The organism is Pseudomonas sp. P7758 (assembly GCF_013386485.1).
Classification (GTDB): domain Bacteria; phylum Pseudomonadota; class Gammaproteobacteria; order Pseudomonadales; family Pseudomonadaceae; genus Aquipseudomonas.
Map to the genome: position 1 here is coordinate 1 of NZ_JACARS010000211.1, position 14,690 is coordinate 14,690.

General features: G+C 62.5%; 15 protein-coding genes and 1 pseudogene. 6 read left to right on the forward strand and 10 right to left on the reverse strand.

What is annotated here, in order from left to right:
* Window positions 1–9: 9 nt before the first annotated feature.
* The 7 genes from dhaL to HX873_RS30580 form a co-directional block, all read right to left on the reverse strand.
* A complete protein-coding gene (dhaL, locus tag HX873_RS30550; RefSeq protein ID WP_003215682.1) occupies window positions 10–654 on the reverse strand; it encodes a dihydroxyacetone kinase subunit DhaL in 645 nt (214 codons plus the stop codon).
* A gap of 2 nt (window positions 655–656) precedes the next feature.
* Window positions 657–1,658 carry a dihydroxyacetone kinase subunit DhaK gene (locus HX873_RS30555; RefSeq protein ID WP_177123696.1) on the reverse strand — a complete coding sequence of 334 codons (1,002 nt, stop codon included), beginning with the start codon at window positions 1,656–1,658 and terminating at the stop codon, window positions 657–659.
* A gap of 89 nt (window positions 1,659–1,747) precedes the next feature.
* The gene (locus HX873_RS30560; RefSeq protein ID WP_008434653.1) at window positions 1,748–2,863 is read right to left on the reverse strand and encodes an erythritol/L-threitol dehydrogenase; all 1,116 of its coding nucleotides are present in this window, start codon (window positions 2,861–2,863) and stop codon (window positions 1,748–1,750) included.
* Window positions 2,864–2,891: 28 nt separating this feature from the next.
* The gene (locus tag HX873_RS30565; RefSeq protein WP_177123697.1) at window positions 2,892–3,647 is read right to left on the reverse strand and encodes an SDR family oxidoreductase; all 756 of its coding nucleotides are present in this window, start codon (window positions 3,645–3,647) and stop codon (window positions 2,892–2,894) included.
* 151 nt (window positions 3,648–3,798) lie between these two features.
* The gene (locus HX873_RS30570; protein WP_087694868.1) at window positions 3,799–4,806 is read right to left on the reverse strand and encodes a substrate-binding domain-containing protein; all 1,008 of its coding nucleotides are present in this window, start codon (window positions 4,804–4,806) and stop codon (window positions 3,799–3,801) included.
* A gap of 39 nt (window positions 4,807–4,845) precedes the next feature.
* Complete coding sequence (locus tag HX873_RS30575) at window positions 4,846–5,823, reverse strand: ABC transporter permease (protein ID WP_177123698.1); 978 nt, start codon at window positions 5,821–5,823, stop codon at window positions 4,846–4,848.
* Complete coding sequence (locus HX873_RS30580) at window positions 5,820–7,307, reverse strand: sugar ABC transporter ATP-binding protein (protein WP_003215714.1); 1,488 nt, start codon at window positions 7,305–7,307, stop codon at window positions 5,820–5,822. Before HX873_RS30580 ends, HX873_RS30575 begins: the two co-directional genes overlap by 4 nt.
* Window positions 7,308–7,591: 284 nt before the next feature.
* Here HX873_RS30580 and rpiB point away from each other — a divergent pair, with 284 nt between their 5' ends.
* Both rpiB and HX873_RS30590 read left to right on the forward strand, forming a co-directional pair.
* Window positions 7,592–8,053 carry a ribose 5-phosphate isomerase B gene (gene rpiB, locus HX873_RS30585; protein ID WP_003215716.1) on the forward strand — a complete coding sequence of 154 codons (462 nt, stop codon included), beginning with the start codon at window positions 7,592–7,594 and terminating at the stop codon, window positions 8,051–8,053.
* A gap of 63 nt (window positions 8,054–8,116) precedes the next feature.
* Window positions 8,117–9,097, forward strand: coding sequence for a sugar-binding transcriptional regulator (locus HX873_RS30590; protein ID WP_003215718.1), 981 nt, complete (start codon window positions 8,117–8,119; stop codon window positions 9,095–9,097).
* Between the two features lie 140 nt (window positions 9,098–9,237).
* Here the strand turns inward: HX873_RS30590 and HX873_RS30595 are convergent, their stop codons facing one another.
* The gene (locus tag HX873_RS30595) at window positions 9,238–10,191 is read right to left on the reverse strand and encodes an aliphatic sulfonate ABC transporter substrate-binding protein (RefSeq protein WP_134326328.1); all 954 of its coding nucleotides are present in this window, start codon (window positions 10,189–10,191) and stop codon (window positions 9,238–9,240) included.
* Between the two features lie 138 nt (window positions 10,192–10,329).
* Here HX873_RS30595 and HX873_RS30600 point away from each other — a divergent pair, with 138 nt between their 5' ends.
* Window positions 10,330–10,935, forward strand: a complete 606-nt coding sequence (locus HX873_RS30600) for a histidine phosphatase family protein (protein WP_003215723.1) — start codon at window positions 10,330–10,332, stop codon at window positions 10,933–10,935.
* Between the two features lie 101 nt (window positions 10,936–11,036).
* Here HX873_RS30600 and HX873_RS30605 read toward each other — a convergent pair whose 3' ends face one another.
* Complete coding sequence (locus tag HX873_RS30605) at window positions 11,037–11,477, reverse strand: GFA family protein (protein ID WP_177123700.1); 441 nt, start codon at window positions 11,475–11,477, stop codon at window positions 11,037–11,039.
* A 117-nt stretch (window positions 11,478–11,594) separates the two neighbouring features.
* On the opposite strand from HX873_RS30605, the gene HX873_RS30610 reads away from it, so the two are divergent.
* Entirely contained in the window at window positions 11,595–12,488 is an 894-nt protein-coding gene (locus HX873_RS30610; protein WP_102605159.1) for a LysR family transcriptional regulator, read from the forward strand.
* A gap of 30 nt (window positions 12,489–12,518) precedes the next feature.
* Window positions 12,519–12,698 (forward strand): annotated as a pseudogene (locus tag HX873_RS30615) (cupin domain-containing protein); the annotation flags it as partial.
* 6 nt (window positions 12,699–12,704) lie between these two features.
* Here the strand turns inward: HX873_RS30615 and HX873_RS30620 are convergent.
* A complete protein-coding gene (locus HX873_RS30620) occupies window positions 12,705–13,568 on the reverse strand; it encodes a LysR family transcriptional regulator (protein WP_177069975.1) in 864 nt (287 codons plus the stop codon).
* A gap of 102 nt (window positions 13,569–13,670) precedes the next feature.
* On the opposite strand from HX873_RS30620, the gene HX873_RS30625 reads away from it, so the two are divergent.
* A complete protein-coding gene (locus HX873_RS30625; RefSeq protein WP_177123702.1) occupies window positions 13,671–14,669 on the forward strand; it encodes a quinone oxidoreductase in 999 nt (332 codons plus the stop codon).
* Window positions 14,670–14,690 lie beyond the last annotated feature (21 nt).

Genomic DNA, 14,690 nt, shown 5'->3' on the forward strand with positions numbered 1-14,690 from the left:
TTTCAAGCACTACACCAACCGCGGTTGAACCGAATCCGCCAATCGCGTCAGTATCAAGCAGCACGATACCGCTCCGGCATCCAGTACACCCAGTGAGCGCTCGCCCAAGCGGCTGGCACGCCCAATCTTCGCCACCAGATCCCTGGTGGAATCCCGCCCCCGCGAAGCAGCACTTTTCATCGCCTCCAGCGCATCGCTGAATGACGCTCCTGACCCATGGGCCTGTTCAAACGCCTCCACCGCCGGAATCAAGGTGTCCATCAAACACTTGTCACCCACGCCGGCTTCGGTGATGTCCTGCAACGAGGTCAACCCGCCCCGCAGCAAATGGGCAAAGGTCGCCGCGTCAATCTGTTCGCTGCCGCGCACCTCATCCGCCATGCCGATAAACAGGCTGCCATACAGCGGCCCCATGGAGCCGCCGATGCCTTCCATCAGGCTCAGTGTCAACTCATCCAGGGCTTCGGCCAGGGTCAGCTGGCGGCCTTCAATCGTGCGCCCGCAATGGGCAAATCCCTTGGCCATGTTGATGCCATGGTCGCCATCGCCAATGGCGCCGTCGACTTCGCTCAGGTACTCGCGGTTGGCAACGATCACGCTCACCAGGTCGGCGACGATGGCGCTGCCGTCGTGGGTGGAGAAATGCTGGCTCATGGTTATTCCGCCTGGGTCATGCCGATGGAGCGGCAGGGTTGGTCGATCAGGGTTTTCAGCTCGGCGTCCAGGCCCAGCAAGGTCAGGGTCACGCCCATCATTTCCAGGGAGGTGAAGTAGTTGCCCACGTAGCAGCGGTGAATCTTCAAGCCCCTGGCTTGCAGCTGACGTTCAACCTCGGCGTAGAAAATGTAAAGTTCCATCACCGGCGTCGCACCCAGGCCCGAGACCAGCACCACCACGCTGTCGTCCTGGCTGAAGTCGCGGTCGGCGAGGATCGGTGCGAGCATGCGGGCCGCCATGGCCTCGGCGGATTCGATCGGGATGACTTCAATGCCCGGCTCGCCGTGATGGCCGATGCCCAACTCCATCTGCCCGTCGGGAATCTGGAAGTTCGGCTTGCCCACTGCCGCGATGGTGCAGGGCGTGAGGCCGATGCCGATGGAGCGGCAATTGTCGACGGCCTTCTGGGCGACACGAATCACCCCGTCCAGGTCGTAATGCTGGGCCGCGGCTGCACCGCCGACCTTCCACATGAAGATCTCGCCTGCCACGCCGCGACGCTTGGCGATGTCGGCCTTGGGCGCCGAGGCCACGTCGTCGTTGGCGACCACGGTGCGGATGCGCATGTCCTTGCTGGCGGCCATCTTCATCGCCAGCTTCACGTTCATGTTGTCGCCGGCATAGTTGCCGTACAGGCACGCCACGCCGGCGCCGTGGTCGGCGGCACGGAAGGCGTCGAAGAAGCTTTTGGCGGTGGGCGAGGAGAAGATTTCGCCGACGGCCACGGCGTCCACCAGGCCCGGGCCGACATAGCCAAGGAACGCCGGTTCATGGCCGGAGCCGCCGCCGGTCACGATGCCCACGCGGCCCTGTGGTGACGGCTTGGCCTTGCCGATCACCCGGGGATTGGTTTCGTATTGGCGCAGCTCGGGGTGCGCGACCAGAATACCCCGCAGCATGTCCTCGACCACCTGGTCGGGATCGTTTATCACTCGATTCATAACGCGGTTTCCTGTGTTCTTGTTCTTGGTGTGGGAGCCAGCTCCCACAAAGAGCCCGGCGCCCGCAGGGTTTTGGGTTATTGGGCCAATCAGGGTTCCAGGACGACTTTAAGCGACTTGTCCCCGCGCTCCATCACCGCAAACGCTTCCTTGAAGTCCGCCAGGGCAAACTTGTGGGTCACCACGTCGCGCATGTCGATCTTGCGGTTGCCGATAAAGTCGATGGCACGCGGGTACATGTACGGGCCGAGGTGCGAGCCCAGCACGTCCAGTTCCTTGCGGTCACCGATGATTGACCAGTCCACCGTGGCCTCGTCGTTGAACACGCTGAATTCCACGAAGCGCCCCAGCTTGCGCAACATCGCCAGGCCCTGGTTCACCGCCTTGTGGTGCCCGGTGGCTTCGATGTAGATGTCGCAGCCGTAGCCATCGGTGATCTCGCGAATCTTCGCCATTACGTCGACTTCGGCCGGGTTCCACACTTCGTCCGCGCCCATGCGCAGGGCGAGGGCAGCGCGTTCGGGTTTCATGTCGAGCACGATGAGCTTTTTCGGGTTGCGCATGCGCACCGCACCGATGATCCCCAGGCCCAGGGTGCCGGCGCCGGCCACCACCACGATGTCGTCGAAATCCACATTCGCCCGTTCCGCCGCGTGCAGCGAACAGGCCAGGGGTTCGATCAGGATGGCTTCGTCCGGGGCAATCGAGTCCGGTACTTTGTGGATGATGCCTTCCTTGGTGAAGATCATGTACTGGGCCATGGCGCCCTGGACGTTGTTCTGGAAGCCGTACAGGTCGTGTTTCTGGCACATCCAGTACTGGCCGTGGTTGCAGAAGCGGCAGCCCCAGCACGGCACGATCTGTTCGGAAATCACCCGGTCGCCGACCTTCACCCCGCGCTTTTCCGCGCCGGGGCCGAGGGCGACCACGCGGCAGACGAACTCGTGGCCGGGAATCATCGGCGGCTTCACGTAGCGCGGCTGCTCGGCGTCGCCCCAGAACGAGGGCGCGCCGCGGTAGGTCTTGATGTCGCCCATGCAGATGCCGCACAGCTCGACCTTGGTGAGGATCTCGTCGGGGCCGGGCGTCGGCACATCGACGGTCTCCAGGCGATAGTCTTCGGGGCCGTGACAGACCACGGCCTGCATGGTTTTCGGAATGACGGGGGACAGTTGTTCGGCAGTGCGTTCGGTAACGGTAGACATGACGATAAACCTCACGACAAAAGATCAATTACTGGATGCTGTAGCCACCGTCGATCACCACGTTTTCCCCGGTGATCATCTGTGCGGCGTCGCTGAGCAGGTACAACGCCAGCCCGGCGATTTCTTCCGGCTGGGCAAAGCGGCCCGCCGGGATCTGCAATTTGGCCCGTTCCCCCAGCTCGCCGGCCCAGGCCTTTTTGCCGAGGGCGGTTTCGACGATGGTCGGGGAGATGGCGTTGACGTTGATATGCGGCGCCCATTCCATGGCTAGCACCTTGGTCATGCCGACCACGGCGGCCTTGCTGGCGCAGTACGCGACGTGACGGTCCAGGCCGATCACTGCCGCTTGGGAGGCGAGGTTGACGATGCGCCCGCTGCCCTGGGCCAGCATGTGTTTGGCGCAGGCCTGGGCCACGAAGAAGCTGGCCTTGAGGTTGATGTCGAGAGTGGTGTCCCAGGCGTTTTCGCTGACGTCCAGGGCCTTGTCCAGCAGGGCGACGCCGGCGCTGTTGATCAGGTAATCCAAGCGTTTGAAGTGATCGAATACGTAATCGATGGTGCTGTGCACCTGGTCGAGTTGGCGCAGGTCCACGGCGATGCCGATGTTCCCGGCGCCGAGGCTGGCGGCGACTTCGACCACGGCCGGGTCGCGGTCCAGCAGGGCCACCCGCGCGCCGCGTTCCACCAACAGGCTGGCACAAGCCAGACCGATCCCGGCGGCCCCGCCGGTGATCACGGCGCAGCGGCCGGTGAGGTCGAAGGCTTGATTCCAGAATCCAGACATGAACATGACTCCATTTTTCAGATCGGTGGAGATCCAATGTGGGAGCGGGCTTGCTCGCGAAAGCGGTGTATCAGGTGGCACATCTGTTGAATGATCCACCGCTTTCGCGAGCAAGCCCGCTCCCACACTTGACCGGGTTTCAAGTCAAAACTTACTTCGTACCGCTCACCTGCTGGTACAGCGCATCCGCATTCGCATTGGTCACCGGCACCCACGGCAGGATGTAGTTCCTGGCGGTGCCGTCACCCCATTTCACGTCCTTGCCATAACGTTCCCAGATCACCGACTGCGGCTTGTAATCCTTGCCGGCCAGCGCCCGCAGCGCCACATCCAGCGCGCCTTGAGACTGGGCCTGGGCGTCCTGCAGGAAGGTGGTCACTTCATCTTTCTTCGCCGCCTGGATCGCATCCGGCATGCCGTCGATGGACGTCACCGGCACATCCTTGGACGTCAGCCCATGGGACTTCAACGCCTGCACCGCACCGAGGGCCATGTCGTCGTTCTGCGCGATCACCCCGTTGATGCCCTTGGGGTGTGCGTTCAGCCAGTCTTCGGTCAGGGCCAGGGCCTGGGCGCGGTCCCAGTTGGCGGTTTTCTTCTCGATGATCTTGATGTCCGGGTGCTTGCCCAGTACTTCCATCTCGCCCTTTTCGCGGTCGATCTGCGCCGACTGGCCAATCGGGCCCTGGATGATCACCACGTTGCCGCGGCCCTTGAGTTTGTCGACCATGGCCTGGGCCTGCAGGCGACCGCCTTCCACGTCATCGTTGCCGACATAAGGCACGTTGGCGTCGGCCACCTTGGTGTTGGAGGCGATCACCACCACGTCATTGCTCATGGCGGCCTTCACGGTGCCGACGCCGGCCTTGGTGTCGATCGGCACAAACAGGATCGCGTCGTAGTGCTGAGTCACCATGTTTTCAATCTGGTTGTTCTGGGTCAGTGCGTCATAGTTGCCGTCGAACACGGTCAACTGCACGGTGCCGTCCTTGACTGCAGGGTGTTCCTTCAGCTCGCGCACCCAGTTCTGCATGAACTGGCCCTTGAGCCCGTACACGGCGGCGCCGATCTTGTAGGTCTTGCCATCGGCGGCCAGGGTGACACTGCTGGCGAGCAGGGAGAGTGCCGCGACGGCGGCCAAAGTCGTACCAGGTTTCATGAGAGAACTCCGTTATTGTTGTAGTGGTAGTTTTCAGAACTAGCGTTTCTTCTTGCGCCACACGTCAATCAGTACTGCGAACACGATGATCAGGCCCTTGGCGACCTGCTGGTAATAGGAGGACACGCCGAGCAGGTTCAGGCCGTTGTTGATCACGCCGATCAGCAATGCGCCAAACAGCGTGCCGACAATCGTGCCGGTACCGCCCGACAGGCTGGTGCCGCCGATTACCACGGCGGCAATCGCATCCAGCTCATACGAGGTGCCGGCCTGGGGCAGGGCAGAGGTGGTGCGCGCCGACAGCACCACACCGGCCAGCCCGGCGAGCAGGCCCGAGACCACGTACACCGAAAACATCACCTTGCGCACACCGATCCCGGAGGTGCGCGCGCTCTTCTCGTTGCCGCCCACCGCGTACACATAGCGGCCGTAGGTGGTGTAGCGCAGCACCATCCAGAAGATCAGCGCGACCACGGCGAAGATCACGATGGGCACACCGATCGGGCCGATCTTGCCGATGCCCAGCGCCAGGTAGGCGTCGGGCAGGTCAGTGATCGGGCTGCCGTCGTTCAAGATGAAGGTCATGCCCCGGGCAATGCTCAGCATGCCCAAGGTCGCGACAAAGGGCGGGATCGACAGGTTGGCGACCATAAAGCCGTTCACCACCCCGAGCATCGCCCCGGCGAACATCCCGGCGCTGACCGCCGCCAGCACGCCATACCCTTGGGTCGCGACCATGGCACTGCACAACCCGGCAAACGCCAGGATCGAGCCCACCGACAGGTCGATGCCCTTGGTGAGGATCACGTAGGTCATGCCCACGGCGAGGATCCCGTTGATCGAGGTCTGGCGCAGGATGTCCATCCAGTTGCGCCAGGTCATGAAGTATTCGCTGGCGAAGGCCATCACCAGGCACAGCAGGATGAACACCAGCGGCAGGCCGAAGCGGTCGAGGGAAAGACGCAGGCGGTTACGCGGTGCAGACGTGATGGGGGCGGCAATTGTTTTTGCATTCATGAGGCAAGACTCAACAAGGCTTCCTGGGAAAGGGCGGTATCGCTGCTGATGGTCACCAGCCTTCCGCCTTTGAACACGGCAATACGGTCACTCAGGTGCAGCAATTCCGGGGCTTCGGACGACACCACAATCGCCGCGCCGCCGGCGCGCACGAACTGGTCCAGCAGGTGATAGATCTCCTGCTTGGCGCCTTCGTCGATGCCCCGGGTCGGCTCATCGCACAGCAGGCAGATCGGCTGGGTCGACAGGCATTTGGCGAGCACCACTTTTTGCTGGTTGCCGCCGCTCATGGATTCCACCGGCAGGTCCAGGGAGGTGGTCTTGATCTGCAGGCGCTTGACCATGTCCTGGGCCAGTTGGTTTTCCTTGCGGGCATTGATCAGCGACCAGCTCGACAGCTGCTTGTACGCCGACAATGCAATGTTCGAGAGGATGCTGCCGCTGAGCACCAGGCCGCTGTCCTTGCGGTCTTCGGTGACCAGTGACATACCGGCCTGGATCGTTGCCTTGGGCAGGCCGATGGGCATCGGTTTGCCTTGCAGGGTCACGCTGCCGGAGTCCGGCGTGGTAAGGCCGTAGATGCAGTTGAGGAATTCACTGCGGCCCGAGCCCATCAGCCCGTAGATGCCGAGAATCTCGCCCTGGCGCAGTTGCAGGCTGATGTCCTGGAACTCGCCGGCGCGGCTCAGGCTGTCGACGTCCAGGCAGCATTCGGCGGCGCATTCGCGGCCGACCTTGTGGTCGATGCGGGTCAGTTCCTGGCCGACGATGCCGCGCACCAGGTGGGCGCGGTCGATATCGGCCATGCGCCCGGTCTCAACGAAGGCGCCGTCGCGAAAGATGCTGTAGTCGTCGGCAATCTGCGCCAGTTCACTGAGGCGGTGCGACACATAGATGATGCCGGCACCACGGGCGGTGAGGCGGCGGATGGCCTTGAACAGGGTTTCGGCCTCGCGCTCGCCGATGGCCGAGGTGGGCTCGTCCATGATCATCACCTGGCAGTCGTGGCTGAATGCCTTGGCGATCTCCACCAACTGGATCTGCGCCACGCTCAGGCGATGCATGGGGCTGGTGGCGTCGACGTCGAACTCCAGGCCTTCCAGCAGTTCGCGAGTGCGCCGGTTGAGCTCCTTGCTGTCGACGATGCAGCCGGCGCGGCGCGGTTCGCGGCCCAGCCAGATGTTTTCGGCGACGGTCATGTAGGGGATGGGTTCCAGCTCCTGGGTGATCATCGCGATCCCCGCCGCGAGTGCTTCGCTGGGGCGGTTGAACTGGACGGGGGAGCCGTTGAGCAGGATGGTCCCGGCGTCACGCTGGGTGATGCCCATCAGGATGCTCAGGAAAGTCGATTTGCCTGCGCCATTGCCGCCGCACAGGGCGTGGACGCTGCCGGCCCGCAGAGAGAGGCGCCCCTCACGCAGGGCAGGAATCCCGGCGTAAGCCTTGGCGACGTGTTCAGCCTGGAGCAGTAATGGCGTGGCCATCGGCGTGTCCTCGTGCTGTGAATTCTTATTAGGTCGCACAGTCATGTTTCGCTGTGAGCATATGTGTATCAAATGAAATTCTGATCAGTCAATCTCTTTCACTGAAAAGTTGTAAATGGATGGATTTGCGCAAAGTACGCCGGTTTAGAGGGCTTTGACTGGAAGGTCAGCTAAATCCTGCTTGACAGGGCGACTGGAATATCCGAGAAATGACTGAGCTAAATTTCACAGAGTGATCATATGATCATTCTCCAGCACCCAAAACGGCAGCGGAGCCAAACGCCATGAACACACCTTTCCCGGTGGCTATCGGATGCGATGAAGCGGGTTATGAGCTCAAAGAACTGTTGAAGCGCCATATCGAGGCGCTGGGTTACCCGGTGACGGACTTCGGCACCCATTCCACGGCGCCGGTGCTGTACCCGGACATTGCCCTGGCGGTGGCCACGGCGATCAATGCCGGCGAGCAACGCTTGGGCGTGCTGGTGTGCGGCACTGGCATCGGCATGGCCATCTCGGCCAACAAAGTCCTGGGGATTCGTGCGGCCCAGGCCCATGACACCTATTCGGCGGAGCGGGCACGCAAGAGCAACGATGCGCAGATCCTGTCCATCGGTGCACGGGTGATCGGCGCGGAACTGGCCAAGAGCATCGTCAAGTCGTTCCTGGAGTCGGAGTTCGAAGCCGCGCGTTCCGGGGCCAAGGTCGACCGCATCAACGCGATCGAGCGTGACGGGCATCAGTAGTGGACGGAACGGGGCAAGAGTCGGGAGAATGCGCCTTTGACACCGAAACGGAAGCCCGTGCCCATGAGTGACAGTACCCAGCGCATCGCCAGCGACATCGACCTGATGACCGAAGTGGCGATGCTCTATTACCTTGAGAACGTCACTCAGGAAGCCATCGCCAAGCGCTTCGACCTGTCCCGGGCAAAAGTCAGCCGCCTGCTCAAACGCGCACGGGATGAAGGGATTGTCGAGGTGCGGGTGTTGCAGCACCCGGCGATGAACAACGAGCTGGAACAGGCGCTGGTGGAGCGCTTCCAGCTGGACCGCGCCTTGATTGCGGTGGACCACAGCGACCCGGACACCCAGCGCTCGGCGGTGGCGAGCCTGGTGGCCAACTACCTGAACAAAACCCTCAGCGACGGCATGATCGTCGCGGTCGGCATGGGGCGTAATGTCGGTGCGGTGGCCGATAACGTATTTTTGCCGGTGACCCGCAACTGCACGTTTGTGTGCGCCATTGGCGGTTCGCTCAAGGCGGGTGAATACATGAACCCCGACCATATTTGCCGGCGCCTGGCCCTGCGGTTTGGTGGCGAGAGTGAAAGCCTGTACGCCCCGGCGCTGGTGGCCAACCCGGAACTGCGCGGGGTGTTGATCAGCAACGATACGGTGCGTTCCACGCTTGACCGTGCCCGCCGTGCGGACATGGCGTTGATCGGCATCGGTGACATGAGTGAAAACAGCAACATGGTGCGCATGGGGTGGTTTTCGCCCCAGGAGATTGCACAGGCGCGGTTGTCCGGCACCGTGGGGGACATGATGGGTTATGACTTCATCGACATTCATGGCCAGCCGGCGGTCAACGCGATTCAGGGGCGGGTGATCGGGTTGACGGTGCAGGAGCTGTTTCGGATTCCGGATGTGGTGGCGATTGCCAGTGAAAACACCAAGGCGGCGGCGACGCTGGGGGCGTTGCGCTCGGGAGTGATCAATACCCTGGCGACCACGGTGACCAATGCTCATACCATCCTTGCGCTGGATGACGCGACGCGTAAAAGCTGACACCGCCGATAGTCCAGGCCCTGAACATCACCTGTGGGAGCTGTCGAGCCTTGGCGAGGCTGCGATGGCATCACCGCGGTATGACTGGAGTACCGAGTTGTCTGCATCGCGGACAAGCCCGGCTCCCACAATTGACTGCCTCAGGGTTTCCACACCTGCACATCCTGCGCATCCACCGCCTTGGGCAACAACCCCGCCTTGAAGAACGCATCCGCAATTTTCTGCTGTTCCCCCAACTGATCCAGCGTCACCGGTTGCACCTCATAGCTGCGATGAGCATTGGCGGCCTCGACAGTCTCCACATCCAGGTTGCCCCACAATGGCCCCAGCACTTTCGCGGCATCACGCGGGTGGCTCTTCACCCACTCGCCAGCCTGGTGCAACTGCTCGTACACCAGCTTCAGCACTTCGGGATGCGCCTGGGCATAGGGCGTACCCGTCAGGTAATAGCGCTTGTAACTGGCCAGCCCGGTACCGTCCGCAAGGGTGCGGGTGGGCAGTTGGCGCTGCACGCTGGTGAGGAACGGTTCCCACGTGACCCAGGCATCAACCTTGTTGTTTTCAAATGCAGCGCGGCCATCGGCGGGCGTCAGGTACGCCGGCTCGATATCGGAGAAGGCCAGCCCCGCCTTGTTCAAGGCAGCGATCAATAAATAGTGAGTGCCGGCGGCCTTGGTCACGGCGATTTTCTTGCCTTTCAAATCCGCCAGTTGCTGGATCGGCGAGTCCTTGCGCACCACGATCGCCTGGGCTTGGGGCGAGGGCGCTTCCTGGGCGAAGTAGGTGAGCTTGGCCTGGGCGGCCTGGGCGAAGATCGGTACGGTGTCGGCCACGTCAGCGCTGATATCCACGTTACCGACGTTGAGTGCTTCCAGCAGCGGCAGGCCACTGGGGAACTCGTGCCAGGTGACGTCGATGCCGTCGGCCTTGAGGGCTTTTTCCAGGGTGCCCTGGGTTTTCAGCAAGGTGATCAGGGTCGAGGATTTCTGGTAGCCGATGCGTACGGTTTCCTGGGCTTGTGTGCTCAGGGTGGTGCAGAGGCCCAGTGTGGCAAGGCCTGCGATGAAAAGGCGATGGAGCGAAAACTGGGGCATGGCGTGCTCGACTCTTAATGGATTAAGGTGAGCTTATTGTTCTAAAAAACATTCGATAAATAATTTTTCGATCTTAGCTTAGGCCTTTATCGGGTGCGCCGTTCGCGGCCTTTCAGCGTCAGGATGAAGGAGGGCGGTATGCAGTTGTATGTTGTTCGTCACGGCGAAACTCAAGCCAATGCCGAGGGGCGTTACCAGGGCTCGCTGGACATTGATCTCAACGAACGGGGCGTGCTGCAGGCGCGGGAGTTGCGGGAAAAATTGCCGGCGCAGATCGACGCCGTCATCGTCTCGCCGCTGCGCAGGGCTCAGCAAACGGCGGCCATTGTGTTTGCGGATGATGGGCTGCAACTGCCTACGCTGGATGCGTTTCGTGAGCGCGGCGTGGGGGTGTTTGAGGGACTGACCCAGGCGGAGGCGGCGCAGCGTTATCCCGACCTTTGGGCGCAGAATATTACCCGGCAATGGGAGCGGGCACCCACGGACGGTGAGTCAATCTCGCAGTTCGTCGAGCGCATCCGGGGCGGATTGAATCAGTTGCTGGTGAACCATGGGCAACAGGTGGTGGTGCTGGTTGCCCATGGGGTTGTCGCCAAGGCGATTCGCGCATTGGTTCGCGATGATTTCTCAGACTTCTTCGCCTGGCAGTTGCGCAATGGCGAAGTGCTGAGCCTCAACATCGACGCAGAGCCCAATGTGGCGAGGGAGCTTGCTCCCGTTGGGGTGCGAAGCGCCCCCTGGTAGGCCGCTGCGGTCTTTCAGGATGGGCCGGTCAATGCTTTTGGGGTTGCTGCGCAACCCAGCGGGAGCAAGCTCCCTCGCCACAGTGTGGGTGTGAGTCATGTCTACAGGGGAACGCTCAACGCCTGCGCAAACGCCTGGGGCGTAGGGCTTTCCGGCCAGGTCGGAACACCCTCCGCCAGCGTCACCCACGGCTGCTTGTGCCGCACCCAGATATGCGCCACCGGCTGCACGGACGGGCTCTCATCCAGTGTCCCGACCCGCAGCACAACCAACCCCGGCGCGGCCGTCGTGGTGTTGCAGATCCGCGTATGGCATACCCCGCACAACCGATGCTCCGAACGCTGCCCATCAACGTCATAGGCATATTCCGTCAGCGAACCTTCAACCCGCAGCGCATCCGCCGGCAACAGCGCATGCAGGGCAAACGCGCTGCCGCTCCAGGTCTGGCAGTGGCGGCAATGGCAGGCATACACCGCCAGCGGCGCGTCGGTATCGAGGGTGTAGGTCACGCGGGTGCAGCGACATTGGCCCGTGAGTGTCATCAAAAACGATCCTGTGCAAAGTGAGGGCGAAAGCCCCATCGGTTATGCTCGCCAGCATGCCGCAGCCCCCGAACAAAGAACATCCGCCAAAACTGCCCAGCGGCTCACAGGAAATGTATGAACGCCCCGCAACTCCAATGGGAAACCCAGCGCGCCTTCCTCGCCGTGTTGCGCACCGGCAGCCTGTCGGGCGCGGCCCGTTTGCTGGGGATTGCCCAGGCCACCGCGCGGCGACGGATCGAGGCCCTGGAGCAGAGCGTCGGGGTCAGCCTGTTTATCCGCTCACCCGCCGGGCTGTTGCCCACCGACACGGCCAAGGACCTGATCAGCCACGTTGAAGCGATGGCCGTTGCCGCCAACGCCTTCAGCCGCGCAGCCTCGGCCGACACGGCCCTCGCCGGCGGCACGGTGCGGCTCACCAGCGGCAAGCTGCTGGGCGTTGAAGTGCTGCCGCCCATGTTGCGCAGCCTGCGCCGTGATCATCCGCAATTGGCCATCGAACTGAGCGTATCCAATCGGCTGCAGGCACTTGCCCGGCAAGAGGCCGACGTCGCCGTACGCATCCGTCGCCCGGTCGAATCCACGGTGGTCGCGCGCAAGGTCGGCGACCTTCACGTAGGGTTGTACGCCGCACCCGAACTGTTGGCAGAGCAGGGCACGCCGGACACCGTTGCGCAATTGCACGGCTACCCGCTGATCGGGCCGGACCGCAACTTGCTGGAGATCGAATTCCTGGGTGAGCGCGGTTTCGACTGTTTGGCGCCCAGTACGGTGATTCGCACCGACGATCACCTCGCGCAGTTGGCCGCTCTGCGTGCGGGGCTTGGGATCGGCGTGTGTTCAGCCCAGGTGGCACAACGTCACGGGCTGGTGCGGGTGTTGCCCGCGCAGGTGGATTTCAAGGTTGACGTGTGGATCGCCATGCATCAGGACATGCGCAAGGTCCCGCGCATCGCCGTGGTGTTCGATGGCTTGGGCGCGGCCCTGACGGACTTCTTTCAGCCGCGATAACGCAACGCGTCAACCAACAATGCAAATGCGGGGGAGGCCGTGCGGGCCATTCGCCCCGGCGACACGGTATGGATTGCACCCGGTGTCAAGCATTGGCATGGCGCCACGGCGAACACCGCCATGACCCATATCGCGATCAACGAAATGCTCGACGGCAAGGTGGTGGACTGGATGGAGCAGGTCAGCGACGAACAGTACGCCGCGCAGTAATCGGTCTCACCGCCGCAACTGCGGCTCGCCTTCAATGCAGCTCACCAGAAACTCCATCACCACCTTCACCGAAGGCGAGCGGCGCATATCCGGATACACCGTCAGCCAGATATCGCGAACCGGGCCTTCGGTGTTCGTTGCCAACCGCACCAATGCCGCGTCGTGATCGCCCACCAGCGTGGGCAACACCACTGCACCCACCTGGGCCCGGGCGGCCATTTGCTGGGTGATCAGGTCGCTGGCGGCGAAGGCAATCGTGCGGTTGCCGCGCACCTGGTGCATCCACGCCTGTTGGGGCAGATGGTCGCGGGTGGCGTCATAGGCAATGAACGTCCACTGTTCAGCGGGCAGTTGTTTGAGCTCGGGCGTGGCATAGAGGCCGAAGCGTACGGCGCCGACCTTTCTGCGTACCAGCGCTTCTTCATCGGGACGCACCGTGCGCAGGGCAATGTCGGCTTCGCCTTTGTCGAGGGCGGCCAGCGTCGTCGAGGACATCAACACGATATTCAGCTTGGGATACTGCGCCCTGAAGCGTGCGACATGGGGCGCGATGCAGTGGATGGCAATCGACGGCGGGCAACTGACCCGCACGGTGCCGGCCACTTCGATCGAGGCCACGCGGGACAGGCGCATCACTTCGGTGGCCATCTCGCCCATGCCGGCCGCCAGCTTAGCCAATGCCAGGCCTTCCTCGGTGAGCGGCCGGCTGCGGGGCAGGCGATCCACCAGTTTGACGCCGAGGGCTTTTTCCAGGGCATCGACGCGCCGGCCAACAGTGGCGTGTTCCACCTGCAGCTCCCGTGCGGCAGCCGATAGTGATTTGGTGCGCGCCAGCACGGTGAAGAAATACAGATCCTGCCAGTCGAACATCGGGTTATTTCCGCACGGAGGGTGGGAGGTATTGGGGAATTCTCGTACAGAGTAGCGCCTTTTACCATGGCGCATTCCCACTGCAAACGGAGTTGTCCCGCGATGAAAGCCCTCACCCTTGAAACCTACGGCGGCCCGGAAGTTGTTCAACTGCGCCACGATGTCCCTACACCTCAGGTGACACCCGGCCATGTGCTGGTCAAGGTGGCCTGCGCCGGGATCAATTTCATGGATGTGCACACCCGCCAGGGCAAATACGCCAGCTCGGTGACCTACCCGGTTAGGCTGCCCTGCACCTTGGGCATGGAAGGGGCCGGTGTGGTGGTGGCGGTGGGCGAGGGCGTGAGCCATCTGGCGCCGGGTGATCGAGTGGCCTGGTGCATTTCATGGGGCGCGTTCGCCGAATACGCCAGCATACCCGCCGCGCGAGTGGCGCAGATTCCCAATGCGATCGGCTTCGATCAGGCGGCTGCGGCGATGTTCCAGGGCTGCACGGCTCACTACCTGATTGAAGATGTTGCGCGGTTGCAGGCGGGCAACAGCTGCCTGATCCATGCCGCGTCCGGCAGCATCGGCCAGTTGCTGGTGCAAATGGCCCGGCGACTCGGTGCCACGGTATTCACCACCGGCAGCAGCACTGAAAAATGTGCGATTGCCCTTCAGCGCGGTGCTGATCACGCCTGGCCATACGACGGGTTTGCCGAGCGAGTCTTGCAGGTAACGCAGGGGCGGGGTGTGGACGTGGTGTTCGATTCGGTGGGTAAGGCCACCTTGCGTGAAAGCTTCAAGGCCTGTCGTACGCGGGGGCTGATCGTCAATTACGGCAACGTCTCCGGTTCGATCACTGACCTCGATCCGATGGAGTTGGGGGAGGCCGGTTCACTGTTCCTGACTCGCCCACGGCTCAACGACCACATGGCCGACGGGCCTACGGTGCAGAGGCGTGCCAATGCGGTGTTTGCGGCGATACTCGAAGGTTCGCTGACGGTGGATATCGAAGGGCATTACGCCCTGGAAGAGGTGCAGCAGGTGCACGCGAGGATTGAGGCACGGCAGCAGATTGGCAAGGCGGTGGTGTGGCTGGAGCGTGAACTTCACTAATGGCCAGAGAGCTTGTGTGGC

Excerpts from the sequence above, each read along its gene's own strand:
- HX873_RS30590 (WP_003215718.1), top strand. The coding sequence starts at position 8,117 with ATGAGTGACAGTACCCAGCGCATCGCCAGCGACATCGACCTGATGACC.
- HX873_RS30600 (WP_003215723.1), top strand. The coding sequence starts at position 10,330 with ATGCAGTTGTATGTTGTTCGTCACGGCGAAACTCAAGCCAATGCCGAG.
- HX873_RS30570 (WP_087694868.1), bottom strand. The coding sequence starts at position 4,806 with ATGAAACCTGGTACGACTTTGGCCGCCGTCGCGGCACTCTCCCTGCTC.
- rpiB (WP_003215716.1), top strand. The coding sequence starts at position 7,592 with ATGAACACACCTTTCCCGGTGGCTATCGGATGCGATGAAGCGGGTTAT.
- HX873_RS30605 (WP_177123700.1), bottom strand. The coding sequence starts at position 11,477 with ATGACACTCACGGGCCAATGTCGCTGCACCCGCGTGACCTACACCCTC.
- HX873_RS30625 (WP_177123702.1), top strand. The coding sequence starts at position 13,671 with ATGAAAGCCCTCACCCTTGAAACCTACGGCGGCCCGGAAGTTGTTCAA.
- HX873_RS30580 (WP_003215714.1), bottom strand. The coding sequence starts at position 7,307 with ATGGCCACGCCATTACTGCTCCAGGCTGAACACGTCGCCAAGGCTTAC.
- HX873_RS30560 (WP_008434653.1), bottom strand. The coding sequence starts at position 2,863 with ATGTCTACCGTTACCGAACGCACTGCCGAACAACTGTCCCCCGTCATT.
- HX873_RS30565 (WP_177123697.1), bottom strand. The coding sequence starts at position 3,647 with ATGTCTGGATTCTGGAATCAAGCCTTCGACCTCACCGGCCGCTGCGCC.
- HX873_RS30610 (WP_102605159.1), top strand. The coding sequence starts at position 11,595 with ATGAACGCCCCGCAACTCCAATGGGAAACCCAGCGCGCCTTCCTCGCC.
- HX873_RS30595 (WP_134326328.1), bottom strand. The coding sequence starts at position 10,191 with ATGCCCCAGTTTTCGCTCCATCGCCTTTTCATCGCAGGCCTTGCCACA.
- HX873_RS30620 (WP_177069975.1), bottom strand. The coding sequence starts at position 13,568 with ATGTTCGACTGGCAGGATCTGTATTTCTTCACCGTGCTGGCGCGCACC.
- dhaL (WP_003215682.1), bottom strand. The coding sequence starts at position 654 with ATGAGCCAGCATTTCTCCACCCACGACGGCAGCGCCATCGTCGCCGAC.
- HX873_RS30555 (WP_177123696.1), bottom strand. The coding sequence starts at position 1,658 with ATGAATCGAGTGATAAACGATCCCGACCAGGTGGTCGAGGACATGCTG.
- HX873_RS30575 (WP_177123698.1), bottom strand. The coding sequence starts at position 5,823 with ATGAATGCAAAAACAATTGCCGCCCCCATCACGTCTGCACCGCGTAAC.